A 15,912-nucleotide genomic window follows, 5' to 3' on the forward strand; every position below is an offset into this window, starting at 1 on the left:
CCTCCGGTTGAGTAGGAAAAAAGCGGGAACAGCGCGACACCATGGGTGTTGCTGTCTCCCGGGCTTTTGTCCCGCCGTGTAACCTCAACTGGAGGTCGCCAGCTCTCGGACCAGACATCCATATGGTATGGATCGGAACCCTAGCCAGCTATTCAGGTTGTTCAGCGCCATGCGTGGTGCTGTCCCGAATAGAGAAAAGCAAAATGCATGCCAGTACCGAAAAGCACAGTACAGCTGTCGTTTCTATGGATAATCTAGGGAGAATTATGCGGGGAAGCGCGCTATCTCGGTGCAGTAGCACAGCAAGTGCGCTTCACGGCAGTGCAGTGAGGGTTAACGGATACGAGACTTAGCGTGCAGAACAATTCGCCGTTATTTTTTCCAGCAGCGCGCTAAACGTGGCTTGTTCGTCAAGATTACGGTGGAAGAAAAAGCAGAGCCGCAGCGCACGCTGTCGTTTGAATGCTCGATTCACGATGACTTGTTCAAGATACTGGAAAAAGTCGATGGCAAGATGGATATGACGCCGGAACAGACGCAGGCTTTTCTGGTGGGGCTGAAGCTATTTAGTGAAGTGATGATGCAGAATAGAAAGCACCCGTTGTTTAAGGAATTTGCCGCCCCGTTCAGGGAATTTATGCTTAATCTCAAGAAGCAGGGATCCACAAAGGGGCAGCAGTAAAAAATGATGCTCCCCGTGCTCTATAGCGCCTGCACGGAGAGCGCTACGCCTTACTCTGCCAGATCGAAGCGATCCGCATTCATCACTTTCACCCAGGCGGCAACAAAGTCATTCACAAACTTCTCTTTATTGTCGTCCTGTGCGTACAGCTCGGCGTAAGAACGCAGAATGGAATTAGACCCAAAGACCAGATCCAGACGCGTCGCTGTCCATTTGACTTCACCCGTTTTACGATCGCGGATTTCATACAGGTCTTTACGGTATGGCTTCCAGGTGTATTTCATGTCGGTCAGGTTGGCGAAGAAATCATTCGTCAGCGCCCCTTCACGATGGGTAAATACGCCATGCTTCGTGCCGCCGTAGTTGGTTCCCAGCACACGCAGCCCACCAACCAGCACCGTCATCTCTTTCGCCGTTAACCCCATCAGTTGGGTGCGATCGAGCATCAGTTCTTCTGGACTCACGGCATAATCTTTCTTCAACCAGTTGCGATAGCCATCGTGGATGGGTTCGAGGACATCGAAAGACTCTGCATCAGTCAGGGCATCGGTGGTATCGCCGCGTCCCGGTGCAAACGGCACGGTGATATTTACACCTGCCGCTTTCGCTGCTTTCTCAATCCCCACATTACCGGCCAGCACAATGGTATCGGCCACACTGGCTCCGGTTGCGGCCGCAATACTTTCCAGTACGACTAATACACGCGCCAGACGGTCAGGTTCATTCCCTACCCAGTCTTTCTGCGGAGCAAGACGAATACGCGCGCCGTTAGCACCACCGCGCATATCGGAACTGCGGAACGTGCGGGCGCTATCCCAGGCGGTAGCCACCAGCTCGCTAATGGACAAGCTACTTTCCGCAATGCGGGCTTTGACCACATCGACATCATAGTCGGTACGGCCAGCCGGAACCGGATCCTGCCACAGTAAATCTTCCTGCGGCACATCTGGGCCGAGGTAACGCGCTTTCGGCCCCATATCACGGTGCGTCAGTTTGAACCACGCGCGGGCAAACACTTCGGAGAAATAAGCCTGATCCTGATAGAAGCGCTCGGAAATTTTGCGGTATTCCGGGTCAACTTTCAGCGCCATGTCGGCATCGGTCATCATCGGGTTGTAACGGATAGACGGGTCTTCAACATCCACCGGTTTGTCTTCTTCTTTAATGAAGACGGGTTCCCACTGCCACGCTCCCGCCGGGCTCTTTTTCAGTTCCCATTCGTGATTCAACAGCATATGGAAGAAGCCGTTATCCCACTTCGTCGGATGCGTTGTCCAGGCGCCTTCCAGCCCGCTGGTAACGGTATAGCGCCCTTTGCCCGACCCTGTCGGGTTATGCCAGCCGAGGCCTTGCTCTCCAACATCGGCGCCTTCCGGTGCCGCTCCCAGCAAACTGGCATCACCATTACCGTGGGTTTTACCTACCGTGTGTCCACCCGCCGTCAGGGCAACGGTTTCTTCATCATTCATCGCCATACGGGAGAACGTCACACGCATGTCCTGTGCGGTACGCAGCGGATCGGGATTGCCATCAACCCCTTCCGGGTTCACGTAAATCAGCCCCATCTGTACGGCAGCCAGCGGGTTTTCCAGCGAGGTACGATCATCGCTGCCGTAGCGCCCGGTGCTCTTCGCCAGCCACTCTTTTTCGGCACCCCAGTAAATGTCTTTTTCCGGGTGCCAGATATCTTCACGCCCAAAAGCGAAGCCGAATGTTTTCAACCCCATGGATTCGTACGCGATATTACCCGCCAGAATAATCAGGTCTGCCCAGCTCAGTTTATTGCCGTATTTTTTCTTGATGGGCCACAGTAAACGACGCGCTTTATCAAGGCTGACGTTATCCGGCCAAGAGTTAAGTGGTGCAAAACGCTGGTTACCGGTTCCGCCGCCGCCGCGACCGTCGGCTGTACGGTAAGTCCCCGCCGAGTGCCAGGCCATACGAATCATCAGGCCACCGTAATGGCCCCAGTCCGCCGGCCACCACTCCTGGCTGTCGGTCATCAGTGCATGCAGGTCTTTTTTGAGGGCATCGACATCGAGGGTTTTGAGGGCGTCGCGGTAGCTGAAATCGCTGCCTAACGGGTTGGTCTTGGTATCATGTTGATGAAGAATGTCGAGATTGAGGGCATTTGGCCACCAGTCAGTGTTTGATGAGCCAGTAGAAGTATTTCCGCCGTGCATAACCGGACACTTGCCGGCTGGTTTCGTTTTATTCTCGTCCATCATTATCTCCCAGTATGTTGCATTGCCTTAAACGCTGCAAGAAGGCAGGGTCGTCCTCCAATAGCCTTACGGAGCCTTCGCCTATTCCCTCTTCTTGATGCAAGACAGTGCCAGAGTCTCCCTATAATTTATAATTGTATATGCTAACTTCTGCGATAGTTTAAGCTGATGAAAAGTAGCTCAATCGCACATTTTTCCTATCTGCATCAATAATCTCGCCGCCAGAACAGCGTGTGATAATGAGCCTGTTTGTCGTAGGCAGTGCTAATCGTTTAAGGAGAGAGATACCGGGGCGACCACGGAGTGAGGCAGCCCTGCGGGAGCCTCATCATCGTGTTTCCCCCTGAATCCATACTTAAGTGACCAGTATTAACGTGTAATAGAGGCATTTTCAGAGAACTTGCGGGTATTTCACGCCTCCCAAAAACTACAGCGACGGCGAACGGAGTATGAACTGGGTAATTTCGGCGCGCTTCCCTAAGCGGATCGGAAAGCCGTTCCACAAGCCTGCACCATTGCTGACATACAGATGCATGCCATCCACGTCATAGCTGCCAGACACATAGCCTTCATTCGCCAACTGTGTCACCCAGTGCATGCCCAGCACCTGACCACCGTGCGTATGGCCGGAAAGCTGTAAATCCGCGCCAGCACGCGCATTCTCTTTCGCTCCCGTTGGCCGATGGCTGAGCAGAACAACGGCGCTATCTGGCGAGATTCCATTGAGCGCCGCGCCGATATCCGGCAGCGGCTGTTGAAAATCAGCGGCGGTACGATCGGTGATGCCAGCCAGTACAAACGCGGCATTATCGCGACCGATCGACACATGTTCATTGAGCAACAGACGTAAACCCAGCGCATTCAACCGCTGCACCCATGGCGTATATTCCACGTAATATTCATGGTTGCCCACGATGGCAAACACACCGTGTGGCGCAGTCAGGTTACGTAGCGGTTCCATATCCTCGTATCGAGCATTCACGGTGCCATCAGCCAGATCGCCAGTAATCACCGTCAGATCGGGCTTAAGCGCATTGGTTTTTGCCACCACAGCCTCCATCCAGGCGCGCTGTAACAGACGACTGGCATGTAAATCGGTTAGCTGTACCAGCCGGAAACCATCCAATTCGGGCGGTAGCTGCTTCAGTTCAACGTCTACCGTGCGAACGTCCGGAACGCGCACCGCTTCCCAAACGCCACTAGCCGCCAGCCCCATCGCCACGACGGCAATGCCGCCACGCAGCGCCCTATTGTTCAGCAGAACATTCGCAACCGAGCGGGATAACAGACGCCCCACAATGCCAAGCAGATCAGCAGCCAACAGCAGAAATGCGGATATCAGCAGCGCGCCAAACGCCCACCCCAGAAACATCAGGACAAACGCGGGCACTTCCGGCGACGCCATCGTGCCAAAAAAGGTACGCGTAATCAGATGATGCTGCGAAGCCAACAGCACTAACACCGCCAGTATACGCTTGGCGGACACACCGACACGCAAACGCCAAACCAGACGCCAGATAACATAGAGGGCGATAAGCCCGGTAATGACATGAAACACGGATGTTTTTCTCTCTTTATCGGTGATATTGGTATAGTAACGCGTAAATTTTACACTATGACTCACACATTGCAGAGCAACACATTAGAGAGGTTGTGTTGCCAGAAATGGCGGATTACCATGGCGCGATTCCCTGCGGTACACGGCACTAACAGCAGTGAAGCCTGCCATCGGCGGCTGGTGACGCATGATTTTGATTAACCAAGGACATTTATGTTCGATTACACCGACTTTCCCGAACAACGGCAAGCCAAAATCCGGCAGATCCTCAGCGAGGAAGGCAAAGTCGTCTGTGCCCAGCTCTCACGCGAATTGAACGTCTCCGAGCACACCATACGGCGCGACCTGAAGGAGCTGGCACTATCCGGTGCCTGTAAGCGCGTCTACGGTGGCGCGGTCATTATGCCGCCAGAAGCCATCGATTTTGCCAGTCGAGCGACCATCGATGCGGTCCAGAAAGATCGCATCGCGCAGGCCGTTATCCCACTGATAAAATCGAATAGCTGCGTCTTCTTTGACACCGGCACCACCAATCTGGCCGTGGCGAAGCAGCTCCCGCCGGGCCTGAAGTTTACCGCCGTATGTAATTCGCCCATTATCGCGACCGAGCTGATGCAGCATCAGGATGTAGAAGTGATTTTTCTTGGCGGAAGGATCCAGAAAGAAGTTGGCGGCGCGATTGGTATTGATACGCTTCGGCAGCTAGAGAAAATGTATTTCGATCAATGCCTGCTGGGAGGTTGTGCCTTTGACGTCAATGAAGGCCTGACCGTTTTTGAATATGACGATGCAGAATTCAAAAAGTGTCTGGTCACCCGCAGCAGCGAAGTGATCGTTGCGCTGACCGCCAATAAGATGTCTGCTCTGGCACGCTATCGCGTCGCTGGGTGTGATGATATTACCGCGCTGGTGACCGATGATCAAATTGCCCCTGCCTGCCAAAGTGCATTAAGCGAAAAAAACCTGGATCTGATTATTGCCAGATAACACAGCGGTAGCCCTAGCGGCTGCCGGATCGGTTCACACGGTTCAATTCATGAAAGCAGCAGCTTTATCGTGTTGAGTACCCCATCATCGTCATTGCTGCGGGCAACAAAGTTCGCCGCGGCTTTGGTTTCCTCAAACGCATTGCGCATCGCAAAGCTGTAAGCCCCACGGCTCATTAGCTCAATATCATTGTAGCCGTCGCCGAACACCATCGTTTCCTGTGGCGTAATCGCCAATTTTTCCTGAAGGATGTCGACGGTGTGCCCTTTGTGTACACCGACATTCGCAATGTCGATCCAAGCCGCTTCAGAGACCACGATATAGACATGATCGTGGAACGCATCGAGATACTTCGCCGTCTCATGACAGTTCCCTTCCGGGTCATAAACTGTGATTTTCACAAAGTCATCAGTCACGGCAGCAAAGCTGGAGATCAGCGTCACGTTGGTGTACGACTTCCTTATCTTTTCCAGTAAAGCTGGGTCGATCGTTTCTCTGACCATTGCACCATGTGGGGTACAGCCGATGACCACATGGCGATCGTCTACGCTTTCCAGAACGCCAATCAGACTCAAGGCCAGACGGTTTTTAATGAGCGACAGGTAAACGTACTCTCCCTGATACTTGATGCGCGTCGCGCTGTCTCCCAGAATCCAGATATCTTTTGCAACATCGCCAAAAAGTGCCTCGACCCGCTCGCACTGCTTACCCGTGCAGACAGCAAACTGCACGCGCTTCTCTTTCATTAACGCATACACGTCGGCAAACAAGGTTCTGTTGTAGTCGCCATCGCTGTGAAGAAACGTGCCGTCCAGATCGGTAATTACCAACTTGATCATTCCACTCCCCTTACAGATTTACGTACACGTATAGTCGCAAGTCAGGCTGTGAACAGCCTGCCTGAACAAAGAAAATATCAATTTTGTGCGGTGTGTTAGACGATTGGCGCGGCAACTCAACGCCAATGCTTGATTTAGCTCGATGTAAAATAAAACATACCAAAAAGAGCATGCGACATACGATAAGACGCGATTTTCGCCAAGTTCATTGAGATATCATGCGATAACTAGCATAGCATTTATTGACAACAAGCAACAAGAAGCAAAATAAATCAACAGTGAGCAACAGGCAAGGAGGGAAGACCATAGCTGAGCCGCGATGAAAATGAACCGCCGCAGTGGCATATTTTGCGGATGCCACGACATCATTCGACGAATTCGGCTAAACATTCAACACTTGAAAGAGGATACTAAACAAAGCGCTTGCCACCGACATCAGAGCCGTCCATAATAGCGCCCATTCCAAACGCTGGAATGAAGAAAAGCATTCTAATCAAAACGTTAATGATTAAGATGTTATCTCCTGTACGACCGTAGCTCAGTTGGTTAGAGCACCACCTTGACATGGTGGGGGTCGGTGGTTCGAGTCCACTCGGTCGTACCAATTCATGTTCTGCAATTTAATCTGCGCCCGTAGGTTAAGGAATGTGAGTTGAAATTCTCCCCTACTCGTATCGTATTAATTTCCTAAAAACCAAATTCAATCCAATACATTGATCTTTCTGCTAATTGGCTCGGGTAATTTACCCCCCTAAAAACAGTATGGGCGAATAAAACGGCATCTCATCATTCAAACAGCAACGATTCAAACAACAACAATTTAAACAACAACACGGCCCTACTGGCCGCGTGTTTCCAAATAAAGCACCGTGGCGGCGACGCGGGAGCGCACGTTGAGTTTGCGCAGCATGTTGCGGATATGTACTTTTACCGTCTCTTCTGAGATATACAGCACACTCGCAATTTGTTTGTTGGATAGCCCTGAAGCCACTTCTTGCAGTACGTCCAGTTCCCGTTCCGTCAATACGGTAAAGGGCGACGGCGTCTCCTGTATGGCGATACGGTGACGCAGCACGTCACGCACCTGTTCGCTGAAGGCATCACTGCTGCGAATAGCATCCAGTAAGTGTTCCGGCGCACTGTCTTTTAGCAAGTAGCCATCGGCACCCGCATCCATCAGCGCATAAATATCGCTGGGCGCATCGGAGACCGTCAGCACAATCACGCGGGCGCAGATCCCATCGCGCCGCAGCGCATGAAGCGTATCCAACCCGCTCAATCCTTTCATATTGAGATCGAGCAAGATGATATCGGGAGAATCCCGATTCGCGAGGCTCAGTGCCTCCATGCCGTTACTGGCTTCCCCTATCACGTCAAAGATGGCATCGGTTGCCAATAACTGACGGATTCCCCGACGCATAAGCGGATGATCGTCGACGATCAACACACGATAAGATGGTTTTTCTGACATGCCCAGCCCCAATGTAATATGAATTTTATTATTGTTTTATTTGTGAATTATTCTGGATAGAAATTGTTCGTGTTATCACGTTCACGCGCTGCCGTCGGCGTCGAGAAACAGACGCTAACCTGCGTTCCCCCTTCAGGGTGGAGGCCGATAGATAGCGTTCCTCCCAACCGTTCGGCGCGTTCCTGCATAATATTTAAACCGTAATGCCCCGCTGGCTCCTCCTGATTGATAATACCGCAGCCGTCATCACGAATATCCACATAATGACGGCCATCAGGCTGCGTACGGCAGTTGACGGTAATCGCCGTCGCCTGCGCGTGCTTAATGGCATTCAGCACCGCCTCACGGATGATTTGCAGCAAGTGAACCTGCTGTGAAGCATCCAGCGCCTGTGTAGGGATCCGGCAGTCAATCGTGATAGTCGCCGGGGTCTGCGCGCCTAGCGGCTCAATCATTTCCTGCATCGCCGCAGGTAAATCGGCCTGTTGCAGCGTCAGTCGGAACGTGCTCAACAGTTCCCGCAGTTGGCGATAAGCATCGTTGAGCGCCTGTTCAAAATCGGTGATGATCTGCCGGGCCTGCGCATTCTCTTCCGCTACCGCACGCTTTAACAACGTCATCTGGATATTCAGATACGAAAGCACCTGCGCCAATGAGTCATGCAGTTCACGCGCAATGGTGGCGCGTTCTTCCATCAGTAACAGTTGCTGGTAGTGCTTCTGCGCCTGATTAAAATAGAGGCCACGCCCCAGCATGTTGGCGACACTTTCCATCAGCTGCGCCGACGGCTGCTGCGTTGATGCCTGCCAACGCAACTGCCCGAATTCGACCTCTTGCAAACAGATGGGCAAGGCCTGCCACACAGACAGCTCATCCGGCTGGCCTTCACATAACCGCCAGTTTTCCCCAACCCGCATTTCCAGACAGCCGACCGTTTCATAGCGGCGAACAATTTGCAGAATCTGCTGAAAGCAATGCCTGTCAATTGTGCTGACGTTCATCGCCTGAGAACAGTGATACAGCACCTTCAGCATGCGGTTCGCTTCCTGTAAGCGCAGCGTTTTCTGCCGTACCTTATCTTCCAGAGAACGATAAAGCTTTTGCAGTTCGTCCGTCATGCTACTGAAGGTTTGCGCCAGTAAGCCCAGTTCGTTTGGCAAATTAACGTCCAGCCGTGAATGGGTAAACCGCCCTTTCTCGATGGAGGTACAGGCCGCCATCAATTTATTCAGCGGCACCACCACCTGACAACGAATACGACGCAGCGTAAAGAAGATCAGTATATAGATAGCGATCGAACCCATTATTGATGTCGCAACAACAATCATCATCTTACGCTCGGAATAATGCTGCAACGCCAGCACAAAGAGGTCGATCTGGGTGACATAGCGAACAATATTATCCTGATACCAGGCCCGATCGCCCGCGCTCAGCCGCTCATCCATCGTTTTCCAGCTCTGCAACAGCGCAGCATAACGATCGCGTACATCGCGCGGCACATACCAGCGATCCAGCAGGTGAAAAACCGGGGAATCCAGCGTTTGCGCATAGAGACGGCGATGCGGTTCTAATTCCGCGCGATCGCCCTGTAGATCATATCCCATACGATAGCTTTGCATACGCATGGAGCCCGCGACGTTGATCGCTTCCGCATCGCGTAAACCGCTAGCCAGCGTCAGTAGCGCAATACCCGTCGTCAGGAATGAGAGCAGCGCGATATAGAAAAACGCGCGAGCCAGACTGGTAGAAACAGGACGTTTGACCATCACAACGAATAATCCTCTTTGGCATCATACCGACTCTACTACCCTCAATAATTCGAGTTAGCCCTCTGTGCACTATCACGATCCCCACACGCTCCCGCAAGCCGATAAGGCACGAATCCCACATAAGCTTGATCCGGCACCACCATTTACCTCTAAAGGGTGATTATCGCATACAACCTAAGGGGAATAGTGTAACCCCTACAAAAACAGCGTGTTTTTTATTGGATATTTCATTGCGTGCCAGAGCGAAAAACTGCCATGACTAACCTCTCCCGGCGTTCCCTACTGACTGGTGGCCTACAGCGGGCAGACAACGCGTTGCGTCCACCTTGGAGCGGTGCAGAAAGCCAGTTCCTAAGCCAGTGCACGCGCTGCAACGCCTGCGTTGAGGCCTGCGGTTCAGCGATTATTCAGCGCGGTTCGGGCGGTTTTCCCACCATCGACTTTCAGCGCGGCGAATGCACGTTCTGCTACGACTGCGCGCGTGCCTGTCCACAAGCGCTGTTCGCGGAGAGCCACACGACGCCGTGGGAATACCACCTGACGATTCAGGACACCTGCTTAGCGCTACATCAGGTGGAATGCCGCAGCTGTCAGGATGCGTGTGAAACCGGGGCAATACGGTTTCGTCCCGCCCTCGGACGCGTTGCGGCTCCGGCAATCGACAACGACGCCTGTACCACCTGTGGCGCCTGCATTTCCGGGTGTCCTGTCGGCGCCCTATCGATGAAAAAAATCACCGCGGGATATCACACCGCGCCAACGCGTCTCCCGACGCAACAGGAAAACCGATGAGCACAGTCTGGCATGTTTGCAGTGTAGTGGTTCACGTCAATACGGCGCAGATGGCGGCCGTCAGCGAGACGTTAGCGACCTATCCCAATGTCGAGGTGAGTGCCAGCGATAGCGATACCGGAAAAATGGCCGTGGTGCTGGAATCAGATTCAGAAGACACGCTGTTAAAACAAATAGCGTCAATACGCGAGCTTACAGGCGTACTGGCGGTTTCGCTGGTTTATCACCAGCTTGATGAACCGTCTTTCGATGAACAATTTTGCGATGAACAATCTTTTGCTTTCGATAAACAACCTCTTGATCAACAAGCTCAGGGTGAGGAAATACCATGAAACTCAGTCGACGACACTTTATGAAGGCGAACGCTGTCGCAGCGGCGGCCGCAGTCGCAGGCATCACCATACCGACTGCGGTGCGTGCCGTGACCGAACAGTCAGAGGCTATCCACTGGGATAAAGCGCCCTGCCGCTTCTGTGGCGTAGGGTGCGGTGTGCTAGTCGGGACGCAAAACGGCCGTATCGTCGCCAGTCAGGGCGATCCCGACGCGCCAGTTAACCGTGGATTAAACTGCATCAAAGGCTATTTTCTGCCAAAAATCATGTACGGGCAGGATCGCCTCACCCAGCCTTTGCTGCGCATGCGTGACGGCAAATTTGATAAAGAAGGCGAATTTACCCCGATCTCCTGGGATAAAGCGTTTGACATCATGGCGGAGAAATTCAAAACCGCCCTGAAGGAAAAAGGCCCGAACGCGATAGGCATGTTTGGCTCTGGGCAATCAACGATTTGGGAAGGCTATGCGGCCGCCAAACTGTTCAAAGCTGGCTTCCGCTCCAACAATATTGACCCCAACGCGCGCCACTGTATGGCCTCGGCAGTAGTCGGCTTCATGCGTACCTTCGGTATGGATGAACCGATGGGCTGCTACGACGATATCGAACAAACCGATGCGTTTGTGCTGTGGGGTTCCAACATGGCGGAGATGCACCCGATTCTCTGGTCGCGCATTACCGACCGCCGCCTGTCGAACAGCAATGTGACCGTCGCCGTGCTGTCCACCTATCAGCACCGCAGTTTTGAGCTGGCGGATAACGGTATGGTGTTTACACCGCAAACCGATTTGGCCATTCTCAACTACATCGCTAACTACATTATTCAAAACAATGCGGTGAACGAGGCCTTCTTTACCCGCCACGTGAACCTGCGCCGAGGCATGACCGATATCGGCTACGGGCTACGCCCAACGCACCCGCTGGAGAAAGCGGCGAAAAATCCGGGTTCCGATGCGTCTGAACCGATGAGTTTTGAAGAATACAAAACCTTTGTCGCCGACTATACGCTGGAAAAAACGGTCGCGCTCAGCGGCGTTCCCGCCGATCAGTTAGAAGCGCTGGCAAAACTCTATGCCGATCCGAAGAAAAAAGTGATCTCCTACTGGACGATGGGCTTTAACCAACACACGCGCGGCGTCTGGGCGAACAATCTGATTTATAACATCCACCTGCTGACGGGCAAGATCTCTCAGCCGGGCTGCGGGCCGTTCTCATTAACCGGTCAACCTTCCGCCTGCGGCACCGCGCGTGAAGTCGGCACCTTCGCCCACCGTCTGCCTGCGGATATGGTCGTCACCAACGAGAAACACCGTGCGACAGCGGAAAAACTGTGGCAACTCCCGACAGGCACGATTCCTGAAAAGATCGGTCTGCACGCCGTCGCACAAGATCGGGCGCTGAAGGACGGCACACTGAATGCCTACTGGGTGATGTGTAATAACAACATGCAGGCCGGCCCGAACATCAATCAGGAACGGATGCCGGGCTGGCGCGATCCGCGCAATTTCATCGTGGTTTCTGACCCCTACCCGACCGTCAGTGCGCTGGCTGCCGATCTGATTTTACCGACGGCAATGTGGGTGGAAAAAGAAGGCGCTTACGGCAACGCCGAGCGTCGGACGCAGTTCTGGCGTCAGCAGGTTAAAGCGCCAGGCGAATCAAAATCCGATCTGTGGCAGGTGGTGAGCTTTGCCAAACGCTTCGCCGTAGAAGAAGTCTGGCCGGAAGCACTTCTGGCGCAGAAGCCGGCCTATCGCGGCAAAACGCTCTACGACGTGCTGTTTGCCAACGATGTCACTACACGCTTCCCACTCAGCGAATTAGCAGACAATCAGTTGAACGATGAATCTCGCGAATTCGGTTTTTACCTGCAAAAAGGCCTGTTTGAAGAATACGCCGCGTTTGGCCGTGGACACGGTCACGATTTGGCGCCGTTCGATGACTACCACAAGGCTCGTGGGCTACGCTGGCCAGTCGTGGATGGTAAAGAAACCCAGTGGCGCTATAGCGAAGGGCACGATCCTTACGTGAAAGCAGGAGAAGCCTACCGTTTTTACGGTAAACCGGATGGCAAAGCGGTGATGTTCGCGCTGCCGTACGAGCCTGCCGCAGAAGCGCCGGACGACGAATACGATCTCTGGCTCTCCACCGGCCGCGTGCTGGAACACTGGCACACCGGCAGCATGACGCGCCGCGTACCGGAACTGCATCGCGCCTTCCCCGAGGCCGTGCTGTTTATGCACCCGCAGGATGCCAAAGCGCGCGATCTACGTCGCGGCGAGAAAGTCCGCATTATCTCGCGCCGTGGTGAAGTCGTCTCGATTGTTGAGACACGTGGCCGTAATAAGCCGCCGCGTGGGCTGGTCTATATGCCGTTCTTCGATGCCGCACAGATGACTAACGTCCTGACGCTGGATGCGACCGATCCGCTGTCGAAAGAAACGGACTTTAAGAAGTGTGCCGTCAAGCTGGCTAAGGTGTAACGCGCATGGCACGCCCGGAGAATACTTCACCTGCTCGCCGTCGCTTTCTGCGTGACGCCGTCCGCGCCGTTGCGGGTTTATCCGCCGCGGTGACGGTGCTTGGCATTCAGCAGCAGCGCGCTCAGGCAGACGGACTCCGACTGCGGCCACCGGGTGCACTGCCTGAAGCGGCGTTTTCCGGTGCCTGCATACACTGTGGCCAATGTGTTCAGGCCTGCCCGTATGACACGCTGAAGCTGGCGACGCTGGCCTCCGGTCCCGCTGCCGGTAGCCCTTACTTTGTCGCACGCGATATTCCGTGTGAGATGTGTGAGGACATTCCCTGCGTGGTCGCCTGCCCCAGCGGTGCCTTACAGCCGCTGGACGCCGTCGATGATGCCCGCATGGGATTAGCGGTGCTGCTCGATCAGGAGAACTGCCTGAACTATCAGGGGTTACGCTGCGATGTGTGCTATCGCGTCTGTCCTCTCATCGATAGCGCCATCACTCTGGAGCCAGAGCGCAATGCCCGAACCGGAAAACACGCCCGTTTTCTGCCTACGGTGCATAGCGATGTCTGTACTGGCTGCGGCAAATGTGAAAAAGCCTGCGTGCTGGAACAGCCTGCGATCAAGGTGTTGCCGCGCGCGCTGGCAAAAGGCGAACTCGGACACCACTACCGTTTCAGTTGGCTGGAGGCACGCGATGGCAAATCGTAAGCAAGACGCCGGACGAGAAGCCCTGGCGAAAAAAGGCTGGTGGCGCAGCCACCGCTGGCTGGCATTGCGTCGTCTGACGCAGTCTCTGGTACTGCTCATGTTCCTCAGCGGTCCGCTGTTAGGGTTCTGGATCCTGCACGGTAACTACAGCGCCAGCCGCTTGTTCGACACCGTGCCACTTAGCGATCCGCTGATGGTGCTGCAAAGTCTGGCTAGCGGTCATCTGCCCGCCACACTCGCGCTGGTCGGTGCGCTGATTATTGCGCTGAGCTATGCGCTGGCAGGCAAGCGCCTGTTCTGTAGCTGGGTCTGCCCTGTTAATCCGCTCACCGATTTCGCCGCCTGGCTACGTCGTCGCTTTGGCATCACCGCCTCGGCGACGCTCCCCCGTAATCTGCGCTACCTGCTGCTGGTGCTTATTCTGGCAGGAAGTGCGTTGACGGGCGGGCTGCTGTGGGAATGGGTCAACCCGGTCTCATTGGTGGGACGCGGGCTGATTTTCGGCTTTGGCGCAGGTATTTGGCTGCTGCTGGCGCTGTTTCTGTTTGATTTGCTGGTCGTGGAACACGGCTGGTGCGGACACCTGTGCCCGACTGGCGCGCTGTACGGTGTGCTCGGCGGTAAAGGCGCGCTGGCGGTAGAAGCCACCGAGCGTGAACGCTGTACGCGCTGTATGGACTGCTTCCATGTCTGTCCAGAACCACAGGTGCTGCGCGCGCCCTTGCTCGATAAACACAGTCCGGTACAGGTCACTGACCGAGACTGCATAACATGCGGACGCTGTATTGATGTCTGCGCTGAAGACGTTTTTAAAATAACCCTTAGATGGAAATCGGGAGCAAAGTCATGAAAAGCCTGAGAATGGGATGGTTTCGCTGGATCACCGCCCTGGCGATAATGGGCATTACAATAATAGGTAGTGCGATAGCGACTGCACAGGTTGATTTAAGCCAATCGCCGGAAGTTGCCGCAACGCAGCCGGGCAATAGCCGGATGCCAAAGCAGCAGGAACGTATGGCGCTCAACTATGTCAACCAGCCACCGATGATCCCGCATAGCGTGGATGGCTATCAGGTCACCCCGACCTTTAACCGCTGCCTACAGTGTCACGGCGTGGAGAATTATCGTTCCACCAGCGCCCCTCGCGTCAGCCCAACCCATTTTGTCGACAGAGACGGCAAAGTGCTGAGCAATGTCGCCCCTGCACGCCATTTCTGTCTGCAATGCCACGTGCCGCAAGCGGACAGTGCGCCAATTACCGGCAACACCTTCGCACCTTCTAAAGGCTTTGGACAGTGAGGTTTTCTATGAAACAACCAGGAAAAGCAGGACGGTTGTTGCGCCAGCTGTGGCAATGGTGGCGCCGCCCGAGCCGGCTGGCGCTGGGCACGTTGCTCATTATCGGCTTCGCGGGCGGTATTTTCTTTCTGGCAACGTCCCAGAAAGGCATGGAGATGAGTAACAGCGAGGCGTTCTGCATCAGCTGTCATGAAATGCGCAATACCGTCTATCAGGAATATATGGAAACCGCGCACTACAGCAACCGCAGCGGCGTGCGTGCCACCTGCCCAGACTGCCACGTTCCGCATGAGTTTGTGCCCAAAATGGTACGTAAAATTCAGGCCAGTAAAGAGCTGTACGGTAAAATAATGGGCACCATCGATACGCCACAAAAATTTGAAGCACATCGGCTGACGATGGCGCAAAACGAATGGCGGCGCATGAAAAATAACAATTCTCAGGAATGCCGCAACTGCCACAACGTTGACTATATGGACTTTTCAGGGCAAAAAACGGTCGCAGCGGAGAAACACAGCGAAGCGATAAAACTCGGTCAAACCTGTATCGATTGCCACAAAGGCATCGCCCACAAACTACCGGACATGCACGGCGTCAAAAGCGGGTTATAACCCACCCCCCTTCGTCACACTCGGGACGGCGTATGCCGTCCTATCGTTTCTGACAAAGGCCGTCGAGCGGGAGTAACGGATAGATCGTAAAGACGCTGTGAATACATCCATGTACGCTCGGCTTGCGCCATCCATGGCGCAAACGCTTTACTCTTCTATTCCGTTA

The 15,912-nt window shown here is 54.1% G+C and carries 14 protein-coding genes, 1 tRNA gene and 1 riboswitch; of the genes, 10 read left to right on the forward strand and 5 right to left on the reverse strand.

Going from position 1 to position 15,912, the window contains the following annotated elements:
• Nucleotides 1-53 precede the first annotated feature (53 nt).
• Nucleotides 54-155: riboswitch (guanidine-I (ykkC/yxkD leader) on the reverse strand.
• Nucleotides 156-415: 260 nt separating this feature from the next.
• Nucleotides 416-682 carry a DUF3861 domain-containing protein gene (locus LCF41_RS12740; RefSeq protein WP_411561432.1) on the forward strand — a complete coding sequence of 89 codons (267 nt, stop codon included), beginning with the start codon at nt 416-418 and terminating at the stop codon, nt 680-682.
• A gap of 50 nt (nt 683-732) precedes the next feature.
• Here LCF41_RS12740 and katG read toward each other — a convergent pair whose 3' ends face one another.
• Both katG and LCF41_RS12750 read right to left on the reverse strand, forming a co-directional pair.
• Complete coding sequence (gene katG / locus LCF41_RS12745) at nt 733-2,907, reverse strand: catalase/peroxidase HPI (protein ID WP_225088171.1); 2,175 nt, start codon at nt 2,905-2,907, stop codon at nt 733-735.
• 427 nt (nt 2,908-3,334) lie between these two features.
• Nucleotides 3,335-4,465 carry a metallophosphoesterase gene (locus LCF41_RS12750; protein WP_225084932.1) on the reverse strand — a complete coding sequence of 377 codons (1,131 nt, stop codon included), beginning with the start codon at nt 4,463-4,465 and terminating at the stop codon, nt 3,335-3,337.
• 213 nt (nt 4,466-4,678) lie between these two features.
• On the opposite strand from LCF41_RS12750, the gene LCF41_RS12755 reads away from it, so the two are divergent.
• Complete coding sequence (locus LCF41_RS12755; protein WP_225084933.1) at nt 4,679-5,452, forward strand: DeoR/GlpR family DNA-binding transcription regulator; 774 nt, start codon at nt 4,679-4,681, stop codon at nt 5,450-5,452.
• 47 nt (nt 5,453-5,499) lie between these two features.
• Here the strand turns inward: LCF41_RS12755 and LCF41_RS12760 are convergent, their stop codons facing one another.
• Nucleotides 5,500-6,291 carry an HAD-IIB family hydrolase gene (locus tag LCF41_RS12760; RefSeq protein ID WP_225084934.1) on the reverse strand — a complete coding sequence of 264 codons (792 nt, stop codon included), beginning with the start codon at nt 6,289-6,291 and terminating at the stop codon, nt 5,500-5,502.
• 527 nt (nt 6,292-6,818) lie between these two features.
• Here LCF41_RS12760 and LCF41_RS12765 point away from each other — a divergent pair.
• Nucleotides 6,819-6,895, forward strand: a tRNA-Val gene (locus LCF41_RS12765).
• A gap of 234 nt (nt 6,896-7,129) precedes the next feature.
• Here the strand turns inward: LCF41_RS12765 and narP are convergent.
• Both narP and narQ read right to left on the reverse strand, forming a co-directional pair.
• A complete protein-coding gene (gene narP, locus LCF41_RS12770; protein ID WP_225084935.1) occupies nt 7,130-7,762 on the reverse strand; it encodes a nitrate/nitrite response regulator protein NarP in 633 nt (210 codons plus the stop codon).
• Nucleotides 7,763-7,809: 47 nt separating this feature from the next.
• On the reverse strand, nt 7,810-9,528 hold the full coding sequence (gene narQ, locus LCF41_RS12775) for a nitrate/nitrite two-component system sensor histidine kinase NarQ (RefSeq protein ID WP_225088172.1): 1,719 nt from the start codon (nt 9,526-9,528) through the stop codon (nt 7,810-7,812).
• Between the two features lie 258 nt (nt 9,529-9,786).
• On the opposite strand from narQ, the gene napF reads away from it, so the two are divergent.
• The 7 genes from napF to napC are packed head-to-tail and all read left to right on the forward strand — an operon-like array spanning nt 9,787 to nt 15,746.
• Nucleotides 9,787-10,323, forward strand: coding sequence for a ferredoxin-type protein NapF (gene napF / locus LCF41_RS12780; protein ID WP_225084936.1), 537 nt, complete (start codon nt 9,787-9,789; stop codon nt 10,321-10,323).
• Nucleotides 10,320-10,655 carry a chaperone NapD gene (napD, locus tag LCF41_RS12785; RefSeq protein WP_225084937.1) on the forward strand — a complete coding sequence of 112 codons (336 nt, stop codon included), beginning with the start codon at nt 10,320-10,322 and terminating at the stop codon, nt 10,653-10,655. Before napF ends, napD begins: the two co-directional genes overlap by 4 nt.
• Nucleotides 10,652-13,138, forward strand: coding sequence for a nitrate reductase catalytic subunit NapA (gene napA / locus LCF41_RS12790; protein WP_225084938.1), 2,487 nt, complete (start codon nt 10,652-10,654; stop codon nt 13,136-13,138). The genes napD and napA overlap by 4 nt, the downstream gene beginning before the upstream one ends.
• A gap of 5 nt (nt 13,139-13,143) precedes the next feature.
• The gene (napG, locus tag LCF41_RS12795) at nt 13,144-13,836 is read left to right on the forward strand and encodes a ferredoxin-type protein NapG (protein WP_225084939.1); all 693 of its coding nucleotides are present in this window, start codon (nt 13,144-13,146) and stop codon (nt 13,834-13,836) included.
• Nucleotides 13,823-14,686, forward strand: coding sequence for a quinol dehydrogenase ferredoxin subunit NapH (napH, locus tag LCF41_RS12800; protein WP_225084940.1), 864 nt, complete (start codon nt 13,823-13,825; stop codon nt 14,684-14,686). The genes napG and napH overlap by 14 nt, the downstream gene beginning before the upstream one ends.
• A 47-nt stretch (nt 14,687-14,733) precedes the next feature.
• Nucleotides 14,734-15,135 carry a nitrate reductase cytochrome c-type subunit gene (gene napB / locus LCF41_RS12805; RefSeq protein ID WP_411561433.1) on the forward strand — a complete coding sequence of 134 codons (402 nt, stop codon included), beginning with the start codon at nt 14,734-14,736 and terminating at the stop codon, nt 15,133-15,135.
• Nucleotides 15,136-15,143: 8 nt separating this feature from the next.
• Nucleotides 15,144-15,746: a cytochrome c-type protein NapC gene (napC, locus tag LCF41_RS12810; protein WP_431191538.1), complete on the forward strand. Its 603-nt coding sequence runs from the start codon at nt 15,144-15,146 to the stop codon at nt 15,744-15,746.
• Nucleotides 15,747-15,912 lie beyond the last annotated feature (166 nt).

The sequence above is a fragment of the Pectobacterium colocasium genome, from assembly GCF_020181655.1.
In the GTDB taxonomy this organism is placed as follows: domain Bacteria; phylum Pseudomonadota; class Gammaproteobacteria; order Enterobacterales; family Enterobacteriaceae; genus Pectobacterium; species Pectobacterium colocasium.

Coding starts and splice junctions, on each gene's coding strand:
- narQ (WP_225088172.1), bottom strand. CDS start 9,528: ATGGTCAAACGTCCTGTTTCTACCAGTCTGGCTCGCGCGTTTTTCTAT.
- LCF41_RS12755 (WP_225084933.1), top strand. CDS start 4,679: ATGTTCGATTACACCGACTTTCCCGAACAACGGCAAGCCAAAATCCGG.
- napD (WP_225084937.1), top strand. CDS start 10,320: ATGAGCACAGTCTGGCATGTTTGCAGTGTAGTGGTTCACGTCAATACG.
- narP (WP_225084935.1), bottom strand. CDS start 7,762: ATGTCAGAAAAACCATCTTATCGTGTGTTGATCGTCGACGATCATCCG.
- napA (WP_225084938.1), top strand. CDS start 10,652: ATGAAACTCAGTCGACGACACTTTATGAAGGCGAACGCTGTCGCAGCG.
- katG (WP_225088171.1), bottom strand. CDS start 2,907: ATGGACGAGAATAAAACGAAACCAGCCGGCAAGTGTCCGGTTATGCAC.
- napC (WP_431191538.1), top strand. CDS start 15,144: ATGAAACAACCAGGAAAAGCAGGACGGTTGTTGCGCCAGCTGTGGCAA.
- napG (WP_225084939.1), top strand. CDS start 13,144: ATGGCACGCCCGGAGAATACTTCACCTGCTCGCCGTCGCTTTCTGCGT.
- napF (WP_225084936.1), top strand. CDS start 9,787: ATGACTAACCTCTCCCGGCGTTCCCTACTGACTGGTGGCCTACAGCGG.
- napB (WP_411561433.1), top strand. CDS start 14,734: ATGGGCATTACAATAATAGGTAGTGCGATAGCGACTGCACAGGTTGAT.
- napH (WP_225084940.1), top strand. CDS start 13,823: ATGGCAAATCGTAAGCAAGACGCCGGACGAGAAGCCCTGGCGAAAAAA.
- LCF41_RS12760 (WP_225084934.1), bottom strand. CDS start 6,291: ATGATCAAGTTGGTAATTACCGATCTGGACGGCACGTTTCTTCACAGC.